The sequence below is a fragment of the Hydrogenophaga sp. genome (assembly GCF_031426985.1).
GTDB lineage: Bacteria > Pseudomonadota > Gammaproteobacteria > Burkholderiales > Burkholderiaceae_C > Hydrogenophaga.
The window spans coordinates 1-25,121 of sequence record NZ_JASJOY010000009.1 but is presented as its reverse complement, the minus strand read 5'-3'; the positions used below and the strand labels follow the sequence as shown (position 1 = coordinate 25,121).

Sequence of the window (25,121 nt, the reverse complement as noted above, 5' to 3'; positions counted from 1 at the left end):
TCATGTTGCTCAGGGTTCTGCACACCACCACCTACGGCTACCAGAGCAGCGTGAACATGGCGCAGCACATGGTGCACGTCTCGCCGGTGGACACACCCTGCCAGCGCGTGCTCGCGCACACGCTGCGCGTCACGCCCGAGCCCGCGGCCCGCAGCCAGACCACCGACGTGTTCGGCAACCAGCGCACCTTCTTCTCGCTGCAGGCGCCCCACGACACCCTGCGCGTCGACGCCGACAGCCTGGTCGAGACCCGCGCCCCTGCGTCCCTGCCCGACAGCCCCGCCTGGCGGACCCAGAGCTGGGAGAGGGTGCGCAACCACGTCCACTACCGCAAGGGCGCGCCCTACGACGCGGCGTGCGAATTCCTCTTCGCCTCCCCACACGTGCCGCGCGACGACGCCTTCGCCGCCTTCGCCCGCCCGGCCTTTGCCACCGGCCTGCCGGTGCTCGAAGCCGCCCGTGCGCTCATGACGCGCATCCACACCGAGCTGACATACGAAAGCGCCAGCACCGAGGTCAACACCCCGGCGCTCACCGCGCTGGAACAGGGCAAGGGCGTCTGCCAGGACTTCGCCCACATCATGATTGGCTGCCTGCGCAGCCTGGGCCTGCCCGCGCGTTATGTGAGCGGTTACCTGCTCACCCAGCCGCCGCCGGGCAAGCCGCGCCTGATCGGCGCCGACGCCTCGCACGCCTGGGTGTCGGTCTATGCACCGCTGCCCGCAGGCGCTGAGGCAGACGACGACCGCGACGCCGGCGCCTGGTTCCACTTCGACCCCACCAACGACCGCTGCGGCTGGGGCAGCCCGGGCGAGGACTACGTGCAGCTGGCCACCGGCCGCGATTTCTCCGACGTCTCGCCCATGCGCGGCGTCATCCAGGGCGGCGCGAACCACCGCCTCTCGGTGGCCGTCACCGTCGCGCCGCCGGGCGAACTGGCTTCGCTGGCTTGACCCACCCCCGCAGCGCTTCGCGCTACCCCCTTCCAGGGGGCGGCACTGGCCGTCCGGCAAAGCCGGCCCGGCGGTGCCCTGGACAGCACCGCATCGTCGCCATGAATCCCGCTGATGCAGGCCCGTTCGCCGCAGGCCGACGCGCACCCCGTCGATAGAATGGCCCGCACCCGTTTCACCCCCTCACCGGAGCCCCTCATGAGCGTCTATGACAAGCTGAACCAACTGGGCATCGCCCTGCCCCCCGTCGCCGTGCCCGCCGCCGCCTACGTGCCCTTCGTGCAGACCGGCAACCTCGTTTTCTTGAGCGGCCACATCGCCAAGAAAGACGGCAAGCCCTGGGTCGGCCAGCTCGGCCTGACCATGGCCACCGAAGAAGGCAAGCTGGCCGCCCGCGCCATCGCCATCGACCTCATGGGCACACTGGACGCCGCCTGCAAAGCCGCCGGCAAAACGCTGGACGACGTCAAGCGCATCGTCAAGCTCATGAGCCTGGTCAACAGCACCGGCACGTTCACCGAACAGCACCTGGTCACCAACGGCGCGAGTGAACTGCTGGGTGAAGTCTTCGGCCCGCACGCCGGCGCCCACGCCCGCAGCGCCTTCGGCGTCGCGCAGATCCCGCTGGGCGCCTGTGTCGAAATCGAACTGATCGCCGAACTGGCGTAAACCCACCGTCTTTCAGGGAGGAGCGAGGACATGGCCATGCAACCCGTCCCGCTCGACAAGGCCAGCCGCCTGCTCAACCACGGCCCCACCGTACTGGTGGGCGGCGCGCACGGCGGCCGCATCAACGTCATGGCCGCGGCCTGGGCCATGCCGCTGGACTTCGACCCGCCCAAGCTGGCGGTCGTCATCGACAAAGCCACGCTCACCCGCGAACTCATCGACGCCAGCGGCGTGCTCAGCGTCTGCGTGCCCTGCGTCGCCCAGGCCGACCTGACCCGCGCCGTCGGCGGCGAAAGCGGCAAGGACCATCCGGACAAGCTGCAACGCTGCGGCGTGGCGTTCGAGTCTGGCCCTGAAACCGGCTGCCCGCTGGTGCAGGGCGCCATCGTCTGGATGGAGTGCCGCGTGCTGCCCGCCACCGCGCATGTGGCCGGACCGCACGATTTGATCCTGGCCGAGGTGGTCAGCGCCTGTGCCGATGACCGGGTGTTTTCCGGCGGGCGCTGGCATTTCGAGAGCGCATCCGATGCACTGCGAAGCCTGCACCATGTGGCGGGTGGATTCTTCTACGCGATTGGTTCCCCATTGCAGCCTGAGGCAAAAGGCAAGACTTGACCCCAACTTATTTGACCCCAACTTATTACCAACTTATTGAACGTTGAATGGCCGATGCACGCCATGAGGCGGCACGTAGGAACTCAATGGACGAGGGCGATGAGATTTGCCTAGGGCTTGGTGTAAAATAGGCTACCGATTTGCTTGGTCGCTTGATGGTCGCAGGGAGTCTGCGCTTTTGGAAAAGAACCTCAAACTAACGGGAGAGTGCAAATGATGAAATGGGTTGTATTGACGATACTCGCTTCGCTGGCTGGATCGACGCTGGCACAAACGGAGCCTGCGGCAAAGAAGAAGCCGCCAGTGAAGCAGGAGCAGAAAAAAGAAGAGGCCGCGAAACCGGCGTCAGCACCGGTCGCATTGGTGAAACCGGCCCCGCCGAAACCTCCTGCCATCAAGTTTTCGATGAGTATGTTGGAAAGTGGTCGCATTGATCCAGGGTATGTGGGTTTCCCGGTGGCGAAAGTTGTTGACTCAATAGAAAAGATGACTGGCGCGAAAAAAAGCGAGTTTGAGTCTACTGCTGACTACAACGCCAGAAAGGCAGCGGCACTTACGGCCAAGTTTTTAGGTGATTCAAGCGTAGAAGACACGTTTGCATTTGTTGTTCCGGTTCCCAAGGGCGGGCGATATAGGGACGGGCTGGGATATGACTTCAATGCGGATACCAGCGAAGTTCGCCTATTTGCACTCCCTAAGGAGTCACGAATGAATGGGATTGGTGCCCCAGACTACCAAACCAATAGGCGCGAGAGCAGAGACTTGGATCGGTTTGATTTGGATTTCAAAATTGACTCCAAAAGCACTTATGAGGGCAGCAATGCATATGGCGCAAAGGTGACGGTGGAAAAAACCAGCTCCACGCGACTAGGTATTGCAGTAAATCGGATACCGTTTTTGACTTTCGAACGGGATCTGTTTTACTCAAATCCCGTGCCCGCAGCGCAGTTCAACTTAGAAAATGCGCGTGCTGCCAAGGAACTGCCCGCGTTGAAGGCTCTTGTGGTCATGCGGTTGGCAGACCCCTATATCGTGTATGACTTTTTCTACTCAGAGCCGACACGCGATAAGCCGAATGACATATCAATTCAAGGCAAGTATTTGACAGGAAATATCTTGGGAATAATCTTCTACTCGGGAGTTACAGGTGAAATCTTCGCTCGAATTCCGGATTCTTTTGGGCGGCCTGAGCCAAAAGTTGAAATGAAGTCAGAAGACAAGCCCGCAAGTCAATAAGGATTGATGTGGCGAAAGGTTCCAATTCGAATAGGAAGCGTGTTGAGTTTTTTGTTTCCTATGCACACAAGAACCAGCAGCTTGCGGAGAGCTTTGTCGATGAGTTGATGGATATGCTTCGCCCCTCAAAGACATACGAATATGTCAAGTGGATGGATTCAGCTATTGTGGTTGGCGATCAATGGCAGAAGCAAATTTTGGACGCTCGCGATAGATGCACTTTGGGGCTGCTTCTTGTCAGTCCAGCATTTCTCAGTTCCGGATTCATTGGCGAAAATGAACTCCCTCGTTATGTCGGAGAAGGAAGGGCCACTTCTATTCCAGTAATGCTATCAAGAGTGGATTTTCAACTGCACGACTTGAAAGGGTTGGAGGAGCTACAGATTTTCAGGTATCAGGGGCGGCGTTACAGTGAGCCTCGCGCCTACGGCGAGTGCAAGAGTGGCAGCCCCAGAAGGGATTTTGTCTATTCACTTTTTCAAGCTATCGAAACGAAGCTTTCACTTTTGGACTTGTAGGCACAACGTGTCTGTCATCAATGCCGCTAGTGCATTCATCTATTGAGCCTATTCTCCGCAGTGATCGAAAATCGACCTCGTAGAACGGCCTAGGAGCGACGATCACGCCAGTGGCAAGGGGTAGGTATACCCCCCAAAATGGGGGATTGGGCCGTTAAGTCATCGTGGACGCGGGCGGGCTGGATTCGGTTGGACTTTTGGAGATACAACAAGATCGGGCGGGGCCGCTGATGGTCGTTGGCTTCGTGGGGCAGTGGGGCATGAGGGTCAGGTCTTGCCTTTTGCCCTCAAAACTTCCAGCTTGACCAGTCGTACCTAAAAACGTACGCTCCACAGCATCTGGAGATCACCATGCCCACCACAACCCTCACCGCCAGCGAAGCCCGCGCCAATCTCTACCGCCTGATGGACCAGGCGGCGGAGTCGCATCAGCCGGTGACCATCGTGGGCAAGCGCAACGACGCGGTGCTGGTGTCGGCCGAAGACTGGCAGGCGATTCAGGAGACGCTGACCCTGCTGTCGGTGCCGGGCATGCGCGAGTCGATCAAGGAAGGCATGGCCGAGCCGGTGGACGGCTGCGCCACGGAGCTGGACTGGTGAGCTGGTCGGTCGTCTTTGCGAAGCACGCGCAGAAGGACGCTCAAAAGCTCGCCGCCAGTGGCTTGAAGACCAAAGCGCAGGAGTTGCTGGCGGTGATCACAGAGAACCCGTTCCAGAACCCGCCGCCTTACGAAAAACTGGTGGGCGACCTGGCCGGCGCGTATTCCCGCCGCATCAACATCCAGCACCGGCTGGTGTACCAGGTGCTGGAGGATGAGCACACCGTGAAGGTGCTGCGCATGTGGTCGCACTACGAGTAGCGGCAGCCCCACCCAAACAAAGAGGCCCCGAAGGAGCCTCTTCACTTCAAGGCACCAGCGGAGCGCGCGGTGGTGGCGGTGATCTCGCGCGAGGTGGGTGTGAGGGCGGGAGCGGGAACCCTTGCGCAGGACGGCTACAGGGCACCCACCCATAATCGCGGCATGTCCAGTCCTGAAATTGCCGTCTGGTCGGCCATGCTCGGCGGCCTGCTGACCCTCGCGGCGCTGGCGCTGGGCGACGTGCCGGGCCACCGCAACCTCGCCTCGGTGCGCAACCTGGTCTTTGTGCTGGTCACCGGTGCCAGCTGCGTGGTGATGTCCGGCCTGCCGGAGGTGCTGTTCCCCGCTCTGCCGGCGCGCCTGCTGATGGTGCTCAAGGCCAGCCTGGGGCCGCTGGCGGGCGCCATGGCCCTGTATTACCTGGGCAACTGGCTGGGCGGGGCTCGCGAAGACGCACAGGTGCACCGGCTCACGGCCTGGGGCGGCGCTGCGGTGCTGGTGGCGGCCCTGGTCCTGGCGGTGCTGGGCAGCCTGGTGGCCCCCGAAAACTTCCGCACCCTGCTCATGGTGGCAGCGGTCGTGAACATGGTGCCCGTGCTGCTGGGGCTGGTGGCGGTGATCCGCTCGGCCAGGCGCGGGGACCCGCTCGCGCGCTGGATGGTGCTGGCCGTGGGCTGCCTGGCCGCCATGGTCATCGGCATGTACCTGCGCGGGCTCGAGGTGTCGGGCTTTGGCCTGGGCACCTGGCTGCTCACGGCTATGGTGACGGTGACCTTTTTTCTCATCTCGACCGTGCTGGTGCTGCAGCGCAACCGGGCCAGCCGGCAGCTCGCACGCCTGTCGCGCCTGCACCGGGAACTGGAACCCGCCACCGGCCTGCCCACCGGTTCGGCGCTGCTGGCCCAGATCGAACACGCGTTCTGGCGCACCGCCCAGCTGCACGGCGAATGCACGGTGGTGTGCCTGCTGCTGAGCAATCTGTACGAACTGGCGGAATCGGCCGGGCCGGGTCTGGAGCACCAGATCCTGGTGACGATGGCGGCCCGCATACGCCGCGCGGCCGGTTTTCGCTGCGTTGTGGGGCTCTACCATCCGCGCTGCTTCGTGGTGGTGATCTCGAGCGACAAGCACGACGCACCGGTGGCAGACACCATCAGGCGCCTGCGCGCGGTGGGGAACGAGCCGCTGACCGTGGTGGGCGAGCAGCAAGCGCAGCACAGCTTCCGGCCACACATGGGCATGGGTGTCGTCACCCACGCACCGACCCACGCCAGACCGATGGATGTGCTCAACGACGCCGAACGGCAGGCCCTGGCCTCGGTGCGCGAACCCACCGGCCACTTCGCTGAACACGACATCGAGACCGCACCGGCCGCACTGGCCTGAGCACAGGGTCGGTGAACCGCCTGCGGTCGCCAGCAACCGACCATCAGCGGCGGACAGCATCAACAAAAGAGGCTCCCCACGGGAGCCTCTTTTGCGTTGTGGCCCGGAATCAGGCCGCTGGCTTGGCCAGTTTGCCGGCCACTTGTTCAGACACCCAGCCAAACGCTGCACCCACCACGATGGACAGGATGGTGGGCACGATCGCTGCCGTCGGCGTCATGTCCTTGCCCAGCAGAATCAGGCCCGCCACGGTGGCGAAGCCGTACACGCTGGACGGGATGGTCGAGAGCACAGGCAGGTGCGCGGCCAGCACGATGACCGCGGCACCGATGCCCACGGCCACCGGCGCGGCCAGGCCACCGAGCGCGCCCAGTGGCCCGATCAGCATCACCGAGACCATGCCCACCACCGCGCCAAACGACATGCAGACCACCGTCTTGACCAGGCCGTCGGTCTTGCCCCCGTTGTGGAAAAAGCTCGCCCAAGCCACAAAGGCCTGCCAGATCTGCATCTGAAACGCGGCCAGCGGCCCCAGGAACAGCCAGGTGGCAACCACCGCCAGCAGACCAATGGAAATGGCCAGTGCAAACAACAAACTCATGAATGTCTCCTCGTTGATGGGATGTGAAAACGTCCCGCCTAAAAAAGCCGGGACGCGAGCAACGAGTCAATATCCATGCCACGCCGGTTCAGAAAATCTCATTTTGAGAGGGCCGCTGATTTGATTGGCTTTTGTTCGCAGGCGCGGGCGGGCGGCCACCCCGCGCGCCGCGGCCCCGGATGGTCGATGCAACAGCGGGTGTGCGCGAACGGAACAACCCGCGCCCGCCCCTCGCGCCGGTACAGGTGCGCCCCAGGAGGCAGCGCGGCAGAGGGAACATCGGCAGCAACACGCCCCAGGTGATTGCGGGTCTGCAGGTCTTGCCTTTGGCCTGCCCAACGCCGCACACCCCGATCCGGATGGCGATCTGAGCCGACCCGGTTCTGGAGCACCCACGCAAAAGAGGCTCCCGAAGGAGCCTCTTTTGTGGGGGCGAACAGCCCGAAGGCCGTTCAAACCAGGGTCGATCAGACCTTGGAAGCCTTCTTGACCATGTCGGTGGTCTGCTTGGAAGCGGCGGCGAAGTTGGCTTGCGCCTGGGCAGTGGCCTTCTTGATCGCAGCCTGGGTCTGCTCCACGGCCTTCTGGCCCTGGGTCACGACGTTCTGGAAGGCGGCCACAGCGGCTTCGGAGCCGGCGGGGGCGTTCTTGCTCAGCTGCTCGATCGAAGCGCCGAAGGCCTTCTGGGCGTCGGCCACGGTGGCTTCGAACTGCTTGGTGAAGTCGGCGCTGCCTTCGGCGGCGATGCTCTGCACGTGCTGGAAGTAAGCGGTCGACTTCTCGGCCATGGGCTGGAAGAAGGCGGTCTGCAGGTTCATGAATTCCTGCGGGGTCTTCACGGACAGCACGGCCTTGGCGTGGTTGAAGGACTCGCCCAGGGCGGCCTTGGAGGCGGCGATGTTCAGTTCGACCAGCTTTTCAGCGCCGGTGAAGGCCTTGCCGATGGCGCCTTCGAAGGCTTCCAGGTTGGCTTGTTGGACGGCGGCGAATTGTTCAGCGGGGTTGCTCATGACGGTTTCCTTGAATGGAGGGTTGAGAGAGCCGCCCCTTGAACACATCCCGGGTGACCGGTTTATGTTGCAGTGCAGCATGACCGCGATTCTACGGGTTATCCCGAGGATGGCAAGCGTTTTTGCTGCGCTGCAGCATTTTTAGAGGTGACGCCTCAAAACCGGCTGCCCGACACGGGCCCCGCGCAGGCTGCGCGCCCCGTGGCAGCGGGATCAGAACCAGGTCGAGACCGCGTCCACCACGCGGTAGCCGTCGTCCACCACCGGCAGCCAGCGCCACTTGTCGAAGGTGGTGCAGGGGTGCGAGATGCCGCTGGCCACGGTGTCGCCCAGTTGCGGCCATTCGGCCCGGGGCGCCGCGGCGTCGAAGCGCAGGTAGGCGTGCTGGTCGTTGAGCGCGTCGATGCGCCAGTGGGCCGGCACGGGCTGCGGCGCCCCGCCCTGCCCCATGTGCGGTGGATGCGAGCGCCACACGGGCTGCGGCAGGTCCAGGTCGTAGGCGACGTCGCGTTTGCCCATGCTCAGCAGCGCCAGGCCCGGCTCGGGCTGGCTCTGCACGCAGGCCAGCACCTCCAGCGCGGGCCTGAGGGTTTCGCGCAGGTTCAGGCGTTCGCCGACGCAGCACAGGTAGCGCGTGTAGCGCTGGTGGTCGTGCGTGAGGTAGCAGCCCGAACGCAGCACGCCGCGCACCGGGCGGCCGAGGTCGGGCAACAGGCGTTCTGCCACCAGATCAAAGATGGCCGAGCCGCCAGCGGTGAGGACGATCTCTTCGTGCGCGAACCAGCCCTGGGCGATGGCTTCGCGGGCGATGGCGTCCACGCGATCCATCAGGCCCTGCACCGTGGCGCGGTCTTTCGCATGGTCGCAGTAGGCGGTCGTGCCTTCGTAGCACTCGATGCCCGTCAGTTGCAACACCGGGCTGGCGGCGATGCGCGCCGCCGTCTGCCGGGCTTCGTCCGCCGTTCGGGTGCCCGTGCGTTGTCCGGCGAGGCCCAGTTCCAGCAGCACCTCGAAGCGGCCGTTGAACCCGCGGTCGGCGGCCCAGGCCTCGATGGCATCCACCTGCCCGACCGAGTCCACCAGGAACATCGAGCGCAGCGCCGGGCGCTCGGCGTGCAGCAACGCCAGCGCGTCCAGCTCCGCGCGCTGGATCACCTGGTTGGCGATCAGCAGCACCGGCACGCCGTGGCGCGCCCCGACCGCCGCCTGAAACACCGTGGCGAAGCTGATGCCCCATGCCCCGGCGTCCAGCTGCAGCTGCCAGAGCTCGGGCGACATGCTGGTCTTGCCGTGGGGCGCCAGGTGCAGCCCGCGCTGCGCGCAGAAGTCGCGCATCCAGTGCAGGTTGTGCTGCAGGGCGCTGTGCTTGAGCACCGCCAGCGGCAGCGCCAGGTCGCCGCGCAGCAGCTGCCAGCCCTGGGCCGGGATCTGTTCGCGCGTGAGCGACGCGCCACCAGCGGGAAAACCTTTGAGATGGGGGCCGAAAACGGTGGTGTTGGTCATGGGCAGTTCAGTCCAGCGGCCACTGCAGGGCCTTCGGCAGGTGCTTCGGTGGGTGATCGGGTTCGGCCGCTGGTGCCGCCGGGTGGGCCTGCGTTTCCACGCGCCGCCACCAGGGGTCGGTGCGCTCCACATGGGCCGGTTCCACCGCCTGCCCCAGGGTGGGCATGAGCAGCGGCGAGCCGCTCTTTTCGGCCAGCGCGTGCAGCACCTCGGCCGGCTGGTCCCAGGCGTGCATGGCCAGGCTGAAGGTGCCCCAGTGCACCGGCAGCAGCACGCCGCCGCCCAGCAGCGCGTGCGCCTTCATCGCGTTGTCGGGCCCGAGGTGGATGTCGCCCCAGGCGGGATGGAAAGCGCCGATCTCCAGCATCACCAGATCGAAAGGGCCGAGGCGATTGCGGATCTCCGTGTAGGCGTCGGTCAGGCCGGTGTCGCCGCTGAAGAAGACGCTGTGTTTGTCGGAGCGGATCACCAGCGAGGACCAGAGCGTGGCGTTGCGGTCCTTCAGGCCACGGCCGGAAAAATGCTGCGAGGGCGCGGCGGTCACGGTGACCTCGCTGCCCGGCAGGCGGTGTGTTTCCCACCAGTCGAGTTCGGTGATGCGTTCGGCCGGCACACCCCAGGCCTGCAGGTGCGCGCCCACGCCCAGCGAGGTGACGAAGGGCACCTCGCGCTGGTTGAGCTCGCGCACCGTCGGGTAGTCGAGGTGGTCGTAGTGGTCGTGCGAGACCAGGGCCACGTCCACCGCTGGCAGCTCCTTGACCTTGAGCGGCACGGGCTGGAAGCGCTTGGGGCCGACCAGGGTGGACGGCGAGGCGCGCGGGCCCCAGACCGGGTCGGTCAGCAGGCGTTTGCCGCCGATCTCGATCAGCACCGTCGAATGGCCCAGCCAGGTGGCGCGCAGGCCGCTCTGCGGCGCCCGGCGCCAGCCTTCGCGCGGATCGGTCGCGGGCAGCGGCGACGTGGGCACGCGCCGTTCGCCACCGCAGAGAAAGTCTTTCAGGCTGGGGAACGCGGCGTTCGGGTCGCGCAGGCCCGGCGCCACCGGGTAGACGTTGTGAAAGCCCTGGCCGCGCCACTGGGCCGAGGCCTGCATGCGCTCCAGCCGCGGGCCTTCGGCCCGTTTGCCCATCGATTTCATGGCATTCCTTTCCAGAAGCCGCCATTCTGGCGGCCGCGCGCCGGCCCGGGCGCCATGGGGGCTTGGCCGCTCAGGACTTGTGCTGGCGTGTCGCCGCGCGGCGCACCTGCCGGCTCTGTTTGGCCAGATCGCGCTCGGCCTGTTTCGCGCGCTCGGCCTCGCGTTTGGCCTTGAGGCGCTTGCCCAGGCCGCGCGCGACAAAGAAGGTGAGCGCGAAGCTCGCCAGCATCAGAAACAGACCGGTGCCGTCTGCGCTCATCATTCCACCCGCGTGACGCGGGCCGGTTTGAAGCCCAGGTCGGCCGCCTTGCCTTTGCGGCCGCGCGCGGCCTTGGCGTTGTTGAGGCTGCGGATCTCCAGCGTCTCGTCGCGTTCCTTGCCGCCGCGGCCGATGCCGTCGATGCGGATGCTGCGGGTGTAGGCCGCCGCGCCGGCGAGCTGGTCTTTGTCTTCCAGGTCGATCAGCATCAGGCCGCGACCGCCCTTCTCCATCAGCTTGAGTTCGCCGATCTCGAAGGTCAGGATGCGCCCGCCCGTGGACGCACAGGCCACGTGGGTGGCGGGCAGCAGCGGCTGGCCGCCGGAGGTATGGATCGCGTGCGAGGGCGCACAGATGGTCTCGCCCTCGCCCACACTGATGAAGGCCTTGCCGGCCTTCTGGCGCGAAACCAGGTTCTCGACCGTGGCCAGGAAACCGTAACCACCGGTGCCGCTGAGCAGCAGCGTGGCATTGGCGGGGCCGGCGAAATAGTGCAGCGGCTGCGTGCCGCTTTCCAGTTCGATCAGCGTCGTGATCGGCTGGCCGTCGCCGCGCGCGCCGGGCAGGCTGGCGACCGGCACGCTGTAGACGCGGCCGTTGCTGCCGAACACGATCATGGTGTCGACGGTGCGGCATTCGAAGGTGCCGTACAGGCCGTCGCCGGCCTTGAAAGCGAAGCTGGCGGCTTCGTGGCCGTGGCCGGTGCGGGCACGCACCCAGCCCTTGCTGGAGATGACCACGGTGACCGGCTCGTCCACCACCTTGATTTCGGCCACGGCCTTCTTCTCGGCCTGGATCAGCGTGCGGCGCGGGTCGGCGAAGGTCTTGGCGTCGGCCTCGATCTCCTTGACCATCAGGCGCTTCAAGCTGGCCGGGTTGGCCAGGATGTCTTCGAGCTTGCCCTGCTCTTCGCGCAGCTCTTTCAGCTCCTGCTCGATCTTGATCGCTTCGAGCCGGGCCAGCTGGCGCAGGCGAATCTCAAGAATGTCCTCGGCCTGGCGGTCGCTCAGCTTGAAGGCTTCGATCAGCGCGGGCTTGGGCTCGTCGCTGTGGCGGATGATGCGGATCACCTCGTCGATGTTCAGCAGCACCAGCTGCCGGCCTTCGAGGATGTGGATGCGATCCAGCACCTTCTGCAACTTGTACTGGCTGCGGCGGGTGATGGTGGTCTGGCGGAACGCCACCCACTCTTCGAGCATCTGGCGCAGGCTCTTCTGCGTCGGCCGGCCATCGAGCCCGATCATGGTCAGGTTGATCGGCGCCGAGCTTTCCAGGCTGGTGTGGGCCAGCAGCGCAGTGATCAGTTCGGCCTGCTCGATGCGGCTGCTCTTGGGCTCGAACACCAGGCGCACCGGCGCGTCCTTGCTGGACTCGTCGCGCACGGTGTCCAGCACCATCAGCATGCTGGCCTTGAGCTGGGTCTGGTCCTGGCTCAGCGCCTTCTTGCCGGCCTTGACCTTGGGGTTGGTGATCTCCTCGATCTCTTCGAGCACGCGCTGGCTGCTCACACCCGGCGGCAGTTCGTTCACCACCAGCTGCCACTGGCCGCGCGCCAGGTCTTCGATCTTCCAGCGCGCGCGCACCTTGAGGCTGCCGCGGCCGGTGCGGTAGGCGTCGGCGATGTCGCTGGCGGCGCTGATGATCTGGCCGCCACCGGGGTAGTCCGGGCCGGGCAGGAGGGTCAGCAGCTCCTCGTCGGCCAGCTTCGGGTTCCTGATCAGGGCCACGCAGGCGTCGGCCACTTCGCGCAGGTTGTGGCTCGGGATCTCGGTCGCCAGACCGACGGCGATGCCGCTGGCACCGTTGAGCAGGTTGAACGGCAGGCGGGCCGGCAGTTGCTTGGGTTCTTCGAACGAGCCGTCGTAGGTCGGGATGAAGTCCACCGTGCCCTGGTCGATCTCGTCGAGCAGCAGGCCGGTGATCTTGGCCAGCCGCGCCTCGGTGTAACGCATCGCCGCCGCGCCGTCGCCGTCGCGGCTGCCGAAGTTGCCCTGGCCGTCGATCAGCGGGTAGCGCTGGCTGAAATCCTGCGCCATGCGCACCAGCGCGTCGTAGGCCGCGCTGTCGCCGTGCGGGTGGTACTTGCCCAGCACGTCGCCGACCACGCGGGCGCTCTTGACCGGCTTGGCGGCGGTGTTGCCGGAAAAGCCCAGACCCATGCGGTCCATGGCATAGAGGATGCGGCGCTGCACCGGCTTCTGGCCGTCGCACACGTCGGGCAGGGCCCGGCCCTTGACGACGGACAGGGCGTATTCGAGGTAAGCGCGTTGCGCGTAGGCGGCCAGGCTGTCGTCGCCGGGTTCGGTCGCAGGTTCGGGGGGCAGGTCGCCGGGGGGAAAAAGCAGGTCGTTGGGCATGCGGGCGTTTATACCGGACGCCGGACCGCAAGCGGCCGCCGGACGCCGGCGGCCGGGCCGCGGTTATCGGTACAGGTCGGCAATGGCCTGGAACCCGCGCAGCCGCAGCGGCTCCAGGGCCGCCAGGTTCGGATCGGCGGCGAACTGGGCGATCACCAGGTCGGCCTTGGGCGCCACCCAGAGGCGTTGACCGAACTGGCCCCGGGCCGCATAGGAGTCGTGCCGGTCGTGGGTGATCCAGAACTGGCTGCGGTAGGAGCCTCCGGTCGGCACCCCGGCGCCGTCGGCAAAGGCTTCACGGTCGCCGCCCGCCTGGATGGCCTCGAAGATGGCCTGCGGCAGGATCTGCTGGCCGTTGAAATGGCCCTGGCCGCGCAGCATCTCGCCCAGCCGGGCGAAGTCGCGCAGACAGGCGCTCAGGCCGCCGCCCGCCCATTCGGTGCCGGCGGCATCGAGGGTGAAGCCGGCGTTCTGTTCGCAGCCGAGCCGGGACCAGATGGCCTGGCCGACCAGCGCGTCCAGGCTGGATTGGCGCACGCGCCGCAGGATCCAGCCCAGCGTGTCGGTGCTGCCGTTGTCGTAGCGGAACGCACCACCGTGCGGGCCCATGGGGCGCGCACCGATCAGCAGCTCGTAGGCCCCGTTCGGACCGGCATAGCCCGGGGGGCGGGGCATGAACCCCAGTCCCATGAGGTAGTCGACCTGCACCTGTCCGTCGACCTTGGGCCGGTCCGAGAACATGAAGTGCGCCTGCATGTCGAGCAACTGCCGCACCGTTGCACTGCCGGCCGGCGAATCCTGCAGCTCGGGCACATAGTGCGCAGCAGCCAAGCCGGGGTCCACGGCGCCCTCGTGGATCAGGGCCTCGACCAGCAGGCCCACCACGCTCTTGGTGCACGAGTAAAAGGCGTGCTGGCGGGTAGAGGTCATGTCGCCGAAATAGCGCTCGAAGACGATCTTGCCCTTGTGCAGGACCAGCATCGCGTCCACGCCGGTGCGCTGCCAGATCTCCGTCATCGGCAGACGCGCGCCTTGGCCGTCGTCCACCGTCAGCGCGTCCAACGCCGCCGACTCGCCCGCTGGCAGGGGCGTGACAGGCCCTTCGCCACGCGAAACCGGCGCGATGGGGAACAGGCGCCCCGGGTTCTGCACCAGCCAGCCCAGGTGCGCGGGCAGGTGGCTGTTGGCGGTGGTGATGCGCTTGTCCGGCGGCGGCGGGAAGCCGACCATCAGACCGTCCTGGCTGGGGGCAATCAGCGAAGCCATTCATGCACTCCTGCGTTGTGGCGCCAGCGCGGCCGCGGCGGAAGCGGCGTCCTGCGCGGCCGTCGGGCCATAGGGCGCGCTGCGTCCGGCGAACAGGGTGTCGGCCTGAAAACCCAGCCCTGGCACCCGGACCGTGGTCTCACCGGCCAAGGTCCAGGGTTCGAGCAGGTGGTTCTCGTCGACCGCACGAACGGCCTGACCGAGGTCACGGACCCAGGCCGCCGGAACTTTGGCCGCATTGAGCGACTGCTCCAGCTCGGGCGCGGACGCAGACGCCAGCGCTTCGACCAGCAGGGCACGCAGCTGGACGCCGTTCTGCCCGGACACGAAACCCTTGTCCTGTCCCGCGAGCAGGGGTTCGACCTGGTCCTGGATGCCGAGCACCCGGGCCAGCGCCACCATCTGCTGTGGCGTGTTGGCGCCCAGCGCCAGCAGCCCGTCACGGCACTGGAAGGTCTCGGCCCCCGGACTGCCGGAGTAGCCCACGTTGCCGACCCGCGGCGGCGCCTTGCCTGTGGCCATGGCGTCCACCGTCATCGGGTACATCAGCTGCAGGGCCGCGCCCAGCATCGACACGTCCACGGACTCGCCCTCGCCGGTCAGGTCGCGGCGGCGGATCGCGGCGACGATGGCCAGCGCCGCCAGGATGCCCGAGGCGCTGTCGACCACCGGAAACCCGACCTTGATCGGGCCGTCGTCGCCCGTGCCCGCCAGCAGGGTCATGCCCGAGGCGGCCTGGACCACGTGGTCGAAGGTCGGGCGATGCGCCCATTCGCCACGCCGCCCGTAGCCACTGATCGAACAGTGGATGAGACCGGGCTTCTCTTTCCGCAGCGCCGCTTCGCCGAAGCCGAAGCCCTCCAGCACGCCGGGGCGCATGTTGTCCACGAACACGTCGGCCGCTTCGAACAGGGCCCAGGCCCGCGCCCGGCCTTCTTCCGTGCCCAGATCGATCTGCACCACTTCCTTGCCGTGGTTGAGCGACTCGAACGCCTGCGGCTTGCCGCGCATCGAATCCCCCCGGTGGGGGTTTTCGACCTTGATCACCCGGGCCCCCAGGGCGGCCAGGTAGTAGGTCGCGAACGGCCCGGCAATGACGTGCGAAAAGTCCAGCACGACGATGCCGTGCAGGGCGGCGGTGGTGGGCGGCAGCAGCGCCCGGTCCTGGCGGGCGCTCATCACTTGCCGTCCAGGTCGAGCTTCTTGCTCATGGCCGCCATCCATTCGACCTCGGAATCGATGAACTTGCCGAACTCCGCGGGCGACTTGCTGGTGGTGTTCTGAATGCCCAGCGGTGCGAGCTTGCTCACCATGGCGGGGGTGTTCATGGCGGCCACCGTCTCGGTGTACAGCCGCTGCACGATCGGCGCCGGCGTCCCGGCGCGCACCATGAAGCCACTCCAGATGTGGGTGGTGGTGGTGACGCCGACCCCGACCTCCACGACCGATGGCACATCCGGCAGGGCCTTGAGCCGCTCCTTGTCCAGCGCGGCCAGCGCCCGCATCCGGCCGGAATCGACAAACGGCTTGGCGGTGAAGATGTTGACCCCGGTGTAGTCGATCTCGCCCGACAGCACGGCATTGACCATGGCCGGCCCGCCCTTGTAGGGAATCGCCCGTGCCTTGAAGCCGGCCTCTTCGGCCAGCTTGGCGCTCTTGAGGTGCTCCAGCGAGCCGACGCCCAAGGTACCGTAGGTCAGCTTGTCGGGGTTTGCACGCCCGTAGTCCACCAGATCTTTCATGGTCTTGAAGGGGGAATTGGCATTGACCAGCAGCACGCTGGGCGTCTCTCCCAGGACGGTCAGGGGCTGGAACTGCTTGGTGAGATCGAAGCGCTTCTGCACCGCCTGCACGGTCGCAAAACTGGAAAAGACATGGAGCAGGGTATAGCCGTCGGCCGGGGCCGAGGCGACGTCGTTCACCGCCAGCTGGAACAGGGCACCGGGCTTGTTTTCGATCACGATCGGCTGCTTGAGCGTGCGCTCCATCTCCACCGCGAGCGCCCGCATCACCACGTCGGCGGCGCCGCCGGCCGGCAGGCCGATCACGAGGCGCAAGGGACGGTTGGGAAAGTCCGACTGGGCCTGCGCCGGCAGGACCGACCCCATGCCCGCGGCGCCGATGAGGCCGATCATGTCGCGGCGGTTGACGATGAGACGGTCGTTCATGGTGGCGCTTCCTGGGTGGGTCCTGAAGGGAGGTCTTGGGGCGGAGGACCACAGCCTCAAGACCGAAGGATGCAACGCATCGTATGCCCGACACCTATACTGATCAACTATTGAATTGATATGAATCCATCACAAATTCATATGTCAAAAACCTCCACCCTCGAATCGCCCCCCACCGACAGACAGCGCTTGGATGAGGTCTTCGTCAGCCGCGTGGACCGCTTGCGCCTGCGCCACCTTCGGCTGCTCGATGGCGTGGCGCGCAGCGGCTCCCTGAGCGGCGCCGCAGCAGCCATTGGCATGAGCCAGCCCGGTGCCACCAAGATGCTGCAGGAACTCGAACACGCCTTTGGCTGCAGGCTGATCGAACGCTCGGCCAAGGGTGGCGCGCTGACCACTGCTGGCACGCATGTGCTGGAGCGCCTGCGCATCGCCCTGCATGCACTCGACAGGGCGCACGCATCGATCGATGCCCGCAAGGAGCTGCCCCTGGTGCGCCTGGGGATCATTCCCCTGGTCGGCATTCACGCCCTGGGCCCTGTGGTGGGCGCGATGCACGCCGACCGCAGCCTGCCCAGGCTTCAGATCGAGCTGGGCACTGTCGAGAGCCTGCTGCGGGACCTGAGCGAAGGCCGGGTGGACGCGGTGGTCGGGTTTCTGGAAGACGCCTCGGTCCTGCGCGACATCGCCAGGCTGGCGGTGAGACCACTGTGGGACGAGCATCTGGTGATCGTGGCCGCCCGAGACCACCCACTGGCCAGCCTCAAGAAGGTGCCGCTGGCACGGGCCCGCGATGCCGACTGGGTCCTGCTGCCCCCGACCAGTTCAACCCGCCGGGCACTGGAGCGCCAATTCCTGCAAGCCGGCCTGACCCCGCCCGAGCCCTTTATCGAAACCAGTTCCTTTCACATCGGCCTGTCCCTGGTCGCGGACAGCCGGCTGCTGGCCGCGGTACCGGCGTCCGCCTGCCAGCAGCGCTCATCGGCGGTGCGCATCCTGCCCATGGAAGTGGATTTTCCGGCCACGACCATGGTCTTCGCCACGCTGGCCGAAGTGCCGGTGCTGCCGGCGGTCGAGCTGATCGCGCGCCGGTTTCAGGACTACACCCAGTCGCTGTAGCGGCGGCAGCGGCCGCGAAGGCGCCCGCTCCCTCAGCCGCGTCCGGGAATGGGCGCTGGCGGTGGCGCGGCCGCGGGCATCACCCTGGCGCGGGCCTGGTCGACCGCGCGTACCGGCTTGAGGCGCTGGTGCAGGTCGGTGACCTTGCGCACGTAGGCGATGGTTTCTGGGTAATCTGGCACCTGGCCTTGAGCACGGCGCCAGACCGTTGTCGGGCCCGATGTGGAGGTCGCCCCAGGCGGGATGGACGACATCGATCGCCAGCATCACCAGATCGAACGGCCCCAGACGATTGCGGATCTCGGCACAGGCGCCGATGAGGCCAGTGTTGATCCAGAAGAACACACTGTGGCCGTCGGATCGGATCACAAGCAAGACCCGAGCGTCGCGTTGAGGTCCTTGTCAGGCCCTGGCCCGAAAAAGGCGGCGAGAGAGCCACGGTAACGGCCACCTCGCCCCCCCGCTGGCGCTGCTCAAGATTTGAGATCGAGCAGCAACTTCCTTGCGAGTTCAGGGTTCGGGAGCGGCTTCTTGGCCGACAGCGCTTTTTCCAGCAACATGCGCGCCTGCTGCTTGAACCCCAAGTCGACGTTCACCACCGCCAAGTGGTAAAGGATGCCCCCATCGTCTTGGCTCATGGCATGGGCCGCCTCAAGGGTCTTCTGTGCACCCCTCAGATCTCCGGTAGACCTTTGGACCCACCCCTTGGTATCCAGAAAATTGGCGTCCTTGGGCGACAGATCCACCGCGCGCTGGGCCAGCCGCAGCGCCTCGGCCTGTCGATCACTGCGCACGCCGAGCAGATCGGCGAGGTTGTTGTAAGCCACCGGATGGCTGGGGGCCAGCTCGATGATTTTTCGGTAGGTGGTCTCGGCCTTATCGAGCACCCCTTCACTGTGCTGCAACATGGCAAGCTGCAAGAGCAGTGCCGTTCGCTTGGGGGCCAACGCCACGGCCTGCTCCAGCACAACCAGGGCCTGGCTCTTTCGCTTGGTCGCGACGAGCAGGTCCGCCTTGACCACCAAGGCGTCCACCAGCCCTGGCTGCAAGGCCAATGCCTTGTCCACTGTCGCCAACGCCTGATCATGAGAACCCTGCGCACCGAGAACGCGGGCCAATCCCAGCCAACCCAGCGGGTTTCGGGGCTCTATCTGCGTGCAGCGCTCCAGTTCGGACTTTGCCTCTGACAACCTGCCCAGTTGCAGATGAGCCATGCCCAGACCGTAGCGAGCGCCTGCATGCGCTGGTTGAAGCGAAACCGCCTCCAGGTAGTACTTGAGCGCGTCCTGGGGGTTGCCGGTCGACAGCAACAGATCGGCCAGATCCATGCGCGGTCGGAACGCTTGCGGATCGAGATCCGCCGCCCGCCTGAAAGCACCTTGGGCCTTGGCCACCTGCCCCTTGAGCGCCCAGAAACGCCCACTGGATGCGTACGCATGCGGATCCTGCGGGTCCGCTTCCAGCGCCTTGCCGATCCAGTCACCCGCCGCATCGACTTGCTGGCGCTTGAAGGCCACTTCCGCGAGACCCAGCATGGCCGCGGACTGGCGCGGATACACGCTCAGAACTTCACGGAAGGCTGCCTCGGCAGCGCCGAGGTCGCCCGACGACAACGTCTTGAGACCCCGGTTGTAGGCATTGATGGCGCCGGCTTTCTGCTTCGGCACCACCGTGTCAGCGTCCGCCGACCGTGGAAAGGGATCGATCACGCGAGGCAAGGCAAACGACGGGGACATGCACAGCGTCAAAACCAACCCAGCCCAGCCCTGACGCGACCAGCGGAAACGGCACATGGAAACGTTCTCCAAAAAAAAACTCCCTGCGCCAAGGCGCAAGGAGTCATCAGTCTAAAGGCCCCGGCGTCCAGGACACCGGGAAACCGTGAGGCCTGGTCAGACCACCCGACGGCGACGAGACACCGCCAAGCCCGCCAGGGCAACACCGAGCAGAGCCAAGGAAGCGGGCTCCGGCACATCATTGGGATCCGGCTCCACCGGCGTGCCCCCAACGCCAGAGAAACCAAAGATGAAGGTCGCAGGCTCGCCGGTAACCTCACCCCCGTTGGACTGCCCCAGCGAATACAACTCAATGCCTTCGGCGCCAATGGCGGCCAAAGCCGACGCCTCGTTGCCCGTTGCACCGTAGAAGGTGGTGAAGGTGTAGCTCTCACCGTCCGCCAGCGTGCCGAAGTTGAAACGGAAATAGGCACCGTGGTCAACAGGCCCCACATCCGTGAAATCAACATCGACAGTAGCACCATTGATCGCAGCATCACCACCCAAAGGATCCGCCGTATTGAAGCCATTGTCGTGCGAACGCTCCAGAAGGGTGGTCGACCCGACACCCTTGATCGTCACGTACTCCGAAAACTCGGTCAGCGGAACGTCCCAGTCCATCACACGGACAAACTTCAGATCGTTCACCGTTGCACCCGTGTTGTTGGTGATGGTGACCACATCCTTGAAGAGCGCGCCAGGCGCATTGTTGGCCTCGGAATAAGCCTGCGTGATCTGGAGGCCCGGCAATGACGTCAGCGTCACGATGGAGGTGGCGCTGTTGCCCGTCGAGGAGAAACTCGAAAGAGTCAACCCGCCGGAACCGGTAGTCACATTGGCGTAACCGCTCACCGAACCGTTCACCGAAACACCCCACCCCTCGCAAAAACACCCCGGCGAGGTGGCATCACGAAACGAGCCATCGGGAAACTTGTAGGCCAACCCGGTCAGGGAACTGTTTACGGCAACACTTCCCACAGAAGTGTTGAGGTTTCCGAGATCGTTGACGCCCAAGGCGACGGTGCCGCTCGTATTGATGATGGTGGCAGCCGCGTGGGCCTGCACGTGAAGGCCCATTGCGCCCAAAACGACCAGGCCGGCCAGCAGATTTTTCTTGAATGACATGACGCTTCTCCTCGAATGTTTGTAAACCCGAAACAATTCGAAACGATTCAAAGCACCAAACATGCCAAGTAAAAAAATGCTTTCAAATCAATAGAGTTGCTCTTCCTCGCGTGACAAAAACCACATACATGCCAAGAAATCCGACAGCCCTGCATCCGTGAAATGGGTCACACATCCACTTCCACCGAGTCGCCGTGCAGCTCCATCAGCTCGCGGCGCGCGGCGGCTTCGCCCTTGCCCATGAGCTTGGTGATCAGCGCTTCGGTGCCGGCAAAGTCCAGACCGCCCAGCATCACCGGCATGAGGCGGCGCGTGTCGGGGTTGAGCGTGGTGTCCCACAGCTGCTCGGCGTTCATCTCGCCCAGGCCTTTGAAGCGGCTGATCTGGCACTTCTCGCGCGCCACGCCGTCTTTTTCGGCCTTATCCAGGATCGCGTGCAGCTCGCCGTCGTCCAGCGCGTACTGCTTGCTCGCGGGCTTCTTGCCGCGTGCCGGCACGTCCACGCGGAACAGCGGCGGCCGTGCCACGTACACATGGCCGGCTTCGATCAGCTTGGGGAAGTGGCGGAAGAACAGCGTGAGCAACAGCACCTGGATGTGCGAGCCGTCCACGTCGGCGTCCGACAGGATGCAGACCTTGCCGTAGCGCAGGCCGGACAGGTCCGGCGTGTCCAGCGGGCCGTGCGGGTCGACGCCGATGGCGACCGAGATGTCGTGGATTTCGGTGTTGGCGAACAGGCGGTCGCGCTCCACCTCCCAGGTGTTGAGCACCTTGCCGCGCAGCGGCAGCACGGCCTGGCTCTCCTTGTCGCGGCCCATCTTGGCGCTGCCGCCGGCCGAGTCGCCCTCGACCAGGAAGACCTCATTGTGCGCGATGTCGCGGCTCTCGCAATCGGTCAACTTGCCGGGCAGCACGGCCACGCCCGAACCCTTGCGTTTCTCGACCTTCTGGCCCGCCTTCTGGCGGCTCTGCGCGGCCTTGATGGCGAGTTCGGCCAGCTTCTTGCCGTAGTCCACGTGCTGGTTGAGCCAGAGTTCCAGCGCCGGGCGCACGAAGCCGCCGACCAGGCGCACCGCGTCGCGCGAGTTCAGCCGCTCTTTCACCTGGCCCTGGAACTGCGGGTCCAGCACCTTGGCGCTGAGCACATAGCTGGCGCGGGCGAACACGTCTTCGGGCAGCAGCTTCACGCCCTTGGGCAGCAGCGCGTGCATCTCGATGAACGCCTTGACCGCCTGGAACAGACCGTCGCGCAGCCCGCTGTCGTGCGTGCCGCCGGCGCTGGTGGGGATCAGGTTGACGTAGCTCTCGCGCACCGGCGCGCCGTCTTCGGTGAAGGCCACGGCCCAGCCTGCGCCCTCGCCGTCGGCAAAGCTGTCGTCCTTGGCGTCGGCGTAACCCTCGCCCTCGAACAGCGGGATCACCGGGTCGCCGCTCAGCGTCTGCGCCAGGTAGTCGCGCAGCCCGCCCTTGTATTGCCAGACCTGGGTGTCCTTGGTTTTTTCATTGAGCAGCGTGACCTGCACACCCGGCATCAGCACCGCCTTGCTGCGCAGCAGGTGCGTCAGCTCGCCCAGCGGCAGCACGGCCGAATCGAAGTATTTGGCGTCGGGCCAGGCCCGCACTGTGGTGCCCTGCTTGCGGTCGCCTTCGCCCTTGGGCGCGATCACCAGTTGCTCGATCACGTCACCGGCGCCGAAGGCCAGTCGGGCCACCTGGCCGTCGCGGAAGCAGGTCACTTCCAGCCGGGTCGACAGCGCGTTGGTCACGCTCACGCCCACGCCGTGCAGGCCGCCCGAGAAGCTGTAGGCACCGCCCTTGCCCTTGTCGAACTTGCCGCCGGCGTGCAGGCGGGTGAACACCAGCTCGACCACCGGCGCCTTCTCTTCGGGGTGCAGGCCGAAGGGGATGCCACGGCCGTCGTCTTCCACGCTCACCGATCCGTCGGTGTGCAGCGTGACCTTGATTTTTTTGCCGAACCCCGCCAGCGCCTCGTCGGCGGCGTTGTCCAGCACTTCCTGGATGATGTGCAGCGGGTTGTCGGTGCGGGTGTACATGCCCGGCCGCTGCTTGACCGGCTCCAGCCCCTTGAGGACGCGGATCGAACCTTCGGAATAGTCGTTTGTTTGGGTAGCCATGGCGGCGGATTGTAGGGTGCAGTGCACAAAGACTGTATGAATGAACAGATGCCGACCAGCTGATGCGCGCGCCGCATCAGTGGCGGGCGCCGAATTCATCGCCACGGGTCGCCCCCGCGCCTGCACCGGCGGGCCGGATTGGCTACAGTCGACCGATGTCTTCTGCCCAGCCCCCCCGCCTCTCGGCCCTGCAGGTGCTCGCCTGCGGCGCCGCCATCGTGACCCTGTCCATGGGCGTGCGCCACGGCTTCGGCCTCTGGCTGCAGCCCATCACGCAGCAAATGGGCTGGACGCGCGAGAACTTCGCCTTTGCGCTGGCCATCCAGAACCTGTCCTGGGGCCTGTTCGGCATCTTCGCCGGCATGGCGGCCGACCGCTTTGGCGCCTTCCGCGTGCTGCTGGTGGGCGCCCTGCTGTATGCGCTGGGTCTGACGGGCATGGCGCTCTCACCCACGCCGGGCCTGTTCGCGCTGACGGCGGGCGTGCTGATCGGCGCCGCCCAGGCCGGCACCACCTACGCCGTGGTCTACGGCGTGATCGGGCGGCAGATTCCGGCCGAAAAACGCTCCTGGGCCATGGGCGTGGCCGCGGCGGCGGGCTCGTTCGGCCAGTTCCTCATGGTGCCGGTCGAAGGCTGGCTGATCAGCTCTTTTGGCTGGCAGGAAGCCTTGCTGTTCCTCGGCGCCGCGGTGCTGCTGATCATGCCGCTGGCCCTGTTTTTGCGCGAACCGGGTTTTGTGGGTGGCGCGGCGCCCCGGCGCGAACAGACCATCCTGCAGGCGCTGCGCGAGGCCTTCGGCTACCGCAGCTTCCAGCTGCTGATGGCCGGCTACTTCGTCTGCGGCTTCCAGGTGGTGTTCATCGGTGTGCACATGCCCAGCTACCTCAAGGACAACGGCCTCTCGCCCCAGGTGGCGAGCACCGCGCTGGCGCTGATCGGCCTGTTCAACGTGTTCGGCACCTACGCCGCCGGCACGCTGGGCCAGCGGCTGGCCAAGCGCCACATCCTGGCCTTCATCTACCTGGCCCGCGCGATCGCCATCGGCATCTTCCTGGCCGTGCCGCTGTCGCCGGCCAGCGTCTATGTGTTCGCCGCCGTCATGGGCGTGCTGTGGCTGTCGACCGTGCCGCCCACCAACGCGGTGCTGGCGCAGATCTTCGGCGTGGCCCACATGTCCATGCTGGGCGGCTTCGTGTTCTTCAGCCACCAGATCGGCAGCTTCATGGGCGTGTGGCTGGGCGGCGTGCTGTACGACCAGACCGGCAGCTACGACATCGTCTGGTACATCTCGATCGCGCTGGGCGTGTTCGCGGCGCTGATCAACCTGCCGGTGCGCGAATCGCCCATCGCACGTGGGCCCCAACGCGTGGGCGCGGCGGCGTGATGAAGACGCTGGTGGTCAAGGGCCTGGTCTGGGCAGCGGTGCTGCTGGCGCTGGCCGGCGCCTGGTCGATGTACACACGCCCCGACTTCCTGGTCAACCTGACCGACCAGCTCTGGAGCTGTTTTTGAACACCCCCCTGCGCCGCTTCGCGTCGTCCCCCCTCCCGTTCCGGAGGGGGGACGCACCCAGTGGCCCGGCCAAGCCGTTTCCACGGGTGCCCTGGATGCACGCCTCCACCGTCTCGCCTGTTTGACATGCACCGAACCGAAACTGCCTCCCTCTGGGTACAGCGCTGGACGCCCCTCGTGCCCGCGCACGGCACGGTGCTGGACGTGGCCTGCGGCCAGGGCCGCCACCTGCGCTGGTTCGCCGCGCGCGGCCACGCCGTGGTCGGCGTGGATCGCGACCCGATCGCCGCCGAGGCCACAGGCGGCGCGCTGGTGGTGCGGGCCGACATCGAGAACGGTCCCTGGCCCTTTGCGGGCCAGCGCTTTGACGCCGTGGTGGTCACCAACTACCTCTGGCGGGCGCTGCTGCCCACCCTGGTGGACAGCGTGGCCGAAGGTGGCGTGCTGATCTACGAAACCTTTGCCGCCGGCAACGAAACGGTGGGCCGGCCCGCGCGGCCCGACTTTCTGTTGCGCCCGGGCGAACTGCTGCAGGCCTGCGCCGACCTGCACACCGTGGCCTACGAAAACGGCTTTCTCGACACCCCGGAGCGCTTCGTGCAGCGCATCGCGGCGGTGCGAAAACGCCCGGCCGACGACGCCCTGCCGGCCCGGTTTGCGCTGGGTGCCGCTGGGTAGAATGTGCGATTCGCGCCTGCGCGCCGGATCGTCCCCGCATATCGCGCCGCCGAGCGGCGCTCCTGAACCGAGTCCGAACACATGAAGACCATCACCGGCAGCATCGTTGCCCTCGTCACGCCCTTCCTCCCCGACGGCAGCGTGGACTACCCGACCCTGCGCAAGCTGATCGACTGGCACATCGCCGAAGGCACCGACTGCATCGGCGTGGTCGGCACCACCGGCGAATCGCCCACG

General features: G+C 66.0%; 26 protein-coding genes. 13 read left to right on the top strand and 13 right to left on the bottom strand.

Going from position 1 to position 25,121, the window contains the following annotated elements; all coding sequences use genetic code 11:
• The first annotated feature begins 2 nt into the window (after positions 1–2).
• The 8 genes from RMP09_RS01270 (at position 3) to RMP09_RS01235 (ending at position 6,237) form a co-directional block, all read left to right on the top strand.
• Positions 3–953: a transglutaminase family protein gene (locus tag RMP09_RS01270; RefSeq protein ID WP_310564196.1), complete on the top strand. Its 951-nt coding sequence runs from the start codon at positions 3–5 to the stop codon at positions 951–953.
• A 198-nt stretch (positions 954–1,151) separates the two neighbouring features.
• Positions 1,152–1,622, top strand: coding sequence for a RidA family protein (locus tag RMP09_RS01265; RefSeq protein ID WP_310564195.1), 471 nt, complete (start codon positions 1,152–1,154; stop codon positions 1,620–1,622).
• Between the two features lie 36 nt (positions 1,623–1,658).
• The gene (locus tag RMP09_RS01260) at positions 1,659–2,237 is read left to right on the top strand and encodes a flavin reductase family protein (protein ID WP_310564194.1); all 579 of its coding nucleotides are present in this window, start codon (positions 1,659–1,661) and stop codon (positions 2,235–2,237) included.
• A gap of 213 nt (positions 2,238–2,450) precedes the next feature.
• Positions 2,451–3,473 (top strand): hypothetical protein, encoded by a 1,023-nt coding sequence (locus RMP09_RS01255; protein WP_310564193.1) that lies wholly within the window; start codon positions 2,451–2,453, stop codon positions 3,471–3,473.
• 8 nt (positions 3,474–3,481) lie between these two features.
• Entirely contained in the window at positions 3,482–3,991 is a 510-nt protein-coding gene (locus RMP09_RS01250) for a toll/interleukin-1 receptor domain-containing protein (protein ID WP_310564192.1), read from the top strand.
• A 351-nt stretch (positions 3,992–4,342) separates the two neighbouring features.
• Positions 4,343–4,591: a type II toxin-antitoxin system Phd/YefM family antitoxin gene (locus RMP09_RS01245; RefSeq protein WP_310564191.1), complete on the top strand. Its 249-nt coding sequence runs from the start codon at positions 4,343–4,345 to the stop codon at positions 4,589–4,591.
• A complete protein-coding gene (locus RMP09_RS01240) occupies positions 4,588–4,851 on the top strand; it encodes a Txe/YoeB family addiction module toxin (RefSeq protein WP_310564190.1) in 264 nt (87 codons plus the stop codon). The genes RMP09_RS01245 and RMP09_RS01240 overlap by 4 nt, the downstream gene beginning before the upstream one ends.
• Positions 4,852–5,013: 162 nt before the next feature.
• Positions 5,014–6,237 carry a hypothetical protein gene (locus RMP09_RS01235; protein WP_310564189.1) on the top strand — a complete coding sequence of 408 codons (1,224 nt, stop codon included), beginning with the start codon at positions 5,014–5,016 and terminating at the stop codon, positions 6,235–6,237.
• A gap of 109 nt (positions 6,238–6,346) precedes the next feature.
• On the opposite strand, the gene RMP09_RS01230 is transcribed toward RMP09_RS01235, so the two are convergent.
• The 9 genes from RMP09_RS01230 to RMP09_RS01190 all read right to left on the bottom strand — a co-directional run bounded on the left by RMP09_RS01230 (position 6,347) and on the right by RMP09_RS01190 (position 16,539).
• A complete protein-coding gene (locus RMP09_RS01230) occupies positions 6,347–6,838 on the bottom strand; it encodes a DUF1097 domain-containing protein (protein WP_310564188.1) in 492 nt (163 codons plus the stop codon).
• 467 nt (positions 6,839–7,305) lie between these two features.
• Entirely contained in the window at positions 7,306–7,848 is a 543-nt protein-coding gene (locus RMP09_RS01225) for a phasin family protein (RefSeq protein WP_310564187.1), read from the bottom strand.
• 213 nt (positions 7,849–8,061) lie between these two features.
• On the bottom strand, positions 8,062–9,351 hold the full coding sequence (locus RMP09_RS01220; RefSeq protein ID WP_310564186.1) for an amino acid deaminase: 1,290 nt from the start codon (positions 9,349–9,351) through the stop codon (positions 8,062–8,064).
• Positions 9,352–9,358: 7 nt separating this feature from the next.
• Positions 9,359–10,489 (bottom strand): MBL fold metallo-hydrolase, encoded by a 1,131-nt coding sequence (locus tag RMP09_RS01215; RefSeq protein ID WP_310564185.1) that lies wholly within the window; start codon positions 10,487–10,489, stop codon positions 9,359–9,361.
• A gap of 70 nt (positions 10,490–10,559) precedes the next feature.
• A complete protein-coding gene (locus tag RMP09_RS01210; RefSeq protein WP_310564184.1) occupies positions 10,560–10,751 on the bottom strand; it encodes a hypothetical protein in 192 nt (63 codons plus the stop codon).
• A complete protein-coding gene (gene parC / locus RMP09_RS01205) occupies positions 10,748–13,105 on the bottom strand; it encodes a DNA topoisomerase IV subunit A (protein WP_310564183.1) in 2,358 nt (785 codons plus the stop codon). The genes RMP09_RS01210 and parC overlap by 4 nt, the downstream gene beginning before the upstream one ends.
• A 63-nt stretch (positions 13,106–13,168) precedes the next feature.
• The gene (locus tag RMP09_RS01200) at positions 13,169–14,371 is read right to left on the bottom strand and encodes a serine hydrolase (RefSeq protein ID WP_310564182.1); all 1,203 of its coding nucleotides are present in this window, start codon (positions 14,369–14,371) and stop codon (positions 13,169–13,171) included.
• Positions 14,372–15,550 (bottom strand): CoA transferase, encoded by a 1,179-nt coding sequence (locus tag RMP09_RS01195; RefSeq protein ID WP_310564181.1) that lies wholly within the window; start codon positions 15,548–15,550, stop codon positions 14,372–14,374.
• Positions 15,550–16,539 carry a tripartite tricarboxylate transporter substrate binding protein gene (locus RMP09_RS01190; RefSeq protein ID WP_310564180.1) on the bottom strand — a complete coding sequence of 330 codons (990 nt, stop codon included), beginning with the start codon at positions 16,537–16,539 and terminating at the stop codon, positions 15,550–15,552. The genes RMP09_RS01195 and RMP09_RS01190 overlap by 1 nt, the downstream gene beginning before the upstream one ends.
• Positions 16,540–16,728: 189 nt before the next feature.
• Between RMP09_RS01190 and RMP09_RS01185 the strand changes: the two genes are divergently transcribed.
• A complete protein-coding gene (locus RMP09_RS01185; RefSeq protein ID WP_310564179.1) occupies positions 16,729–17,658 on the top strand; it encodes a LysR family transcriptional regulator in 930 nt (309 codons plus the stop codon).
• Positions 17,659–17,690: 32 nt separating this feature from the next.
• Here RMP09_RS01185 and RMP09_RS01180 read toward each other — a convergent pair whose 3' ends face one another.
• The 4 genes from RMP09_RS01180 to RMP09_RS01165 form a co-directional block, all read right to left on the bottom strand.
• A complete protein-coding gene (locus RMP09_RS01180) occupies positions 17,691–17,840 on the bottom strand; it encodes a hypothetical protein (RefSeq protein ID WP_310564178.1) in 150 nt (49 codons plus the stop codon).
• Between the two features lie 291 nt (positions 17,841–18,131).
• Entirely contained in the window at positions 18,132–19,451 is a 1,320-nt protein-coding gene (locus RMP09_RS01175; RefSeq protein WP_310564177.1) for a tetratricopeptide repeat protein, read from the bottom strand.
• Between the two features lie 99 nt (positions 19,452–19,550).
• Positions 19,551–20,558 carry a PEP-CTERM sorting domain-containing protein gene (locus tag RMP09_RS01170; RefSeq protein ID WP_310564176.1) on the bottom strand — a complete coding sequence of 336 codons (1,008 nt, stop codon included), beginning with the start codon at positions 20,556–20,558 and terminating at the stop codon, positions 19,551–19,553.
• A 167-nt stretch (positions 20,559–20,725) separates the two neighbouring features.
• The gene (locus tag RMP09_RS01165) at positions 20,726–22,693 is read right to left on the bottom strand and encodes a DNA topoisomerase IV subunit B (protein ID WP_310564175.1); all 1,968 of its coding nucleotides are present in this window, start codon (positions 22,691–22,693) and stop codon (positions 20,726–20,728) included.
• Positions 22,694–22,848: 155 nt separating this feature from the next.
• Here RMP09_RS01165 and RMP09_RS01160 point away from each other — a divergent pair, with 155 nt between their 5' ends.
• The 4 genes from RMP09_RS01160 to RMP09_RS01145 all read left to right on the top strand — a co-directional run.
• On the top strand, positions 22,849–24,078 hold the full coding sequence (locus RMP09_RS01160; RefSeq protein ID WP_310564174.1) for an MFS transporter: 1,230 nt from the start codon (positions 22,849–22,851) through the stop codon (positions 24,076–24,078).
• Positions 24,078–24,206: a hypothetical protein gene (locus tag RMP09_RS01155; RefSeq protein WP_310564173.1), complete on the top strand. Its 129-nt coding sequence runs from the start codon at positions 24,078–24,080 to the stop codon at positions 24,204–24,206. The genes RMP09_RS01160 and RMP09_RS01155 overlap by 1 nt, the downstream gene beginning before the upstream one ends.
• A 126-nt stretch (positions 24,207–24,332) precedes the next feature.
• Positions 24,333–24,884 (top strand): class I SAM-dependent methyltransferase, encoded by a 552-nt coding sequence (locus RMP09_RS01150; protein WP_310564172.1) that lies wholly within the window; start codon positions 24,333–24,335, stop codon positions 24,882–24,884.
• A gap of 81 nt (positions 24,885–24,965) precedes the next feature.
• On the top strand, positions 24,966–25,121 hold a 156-nt coding region (locus RMP09_RS01145), incomplete at its 3' end, for a dihydrodipicolinate synthase family protein (protein WP_310564251.1).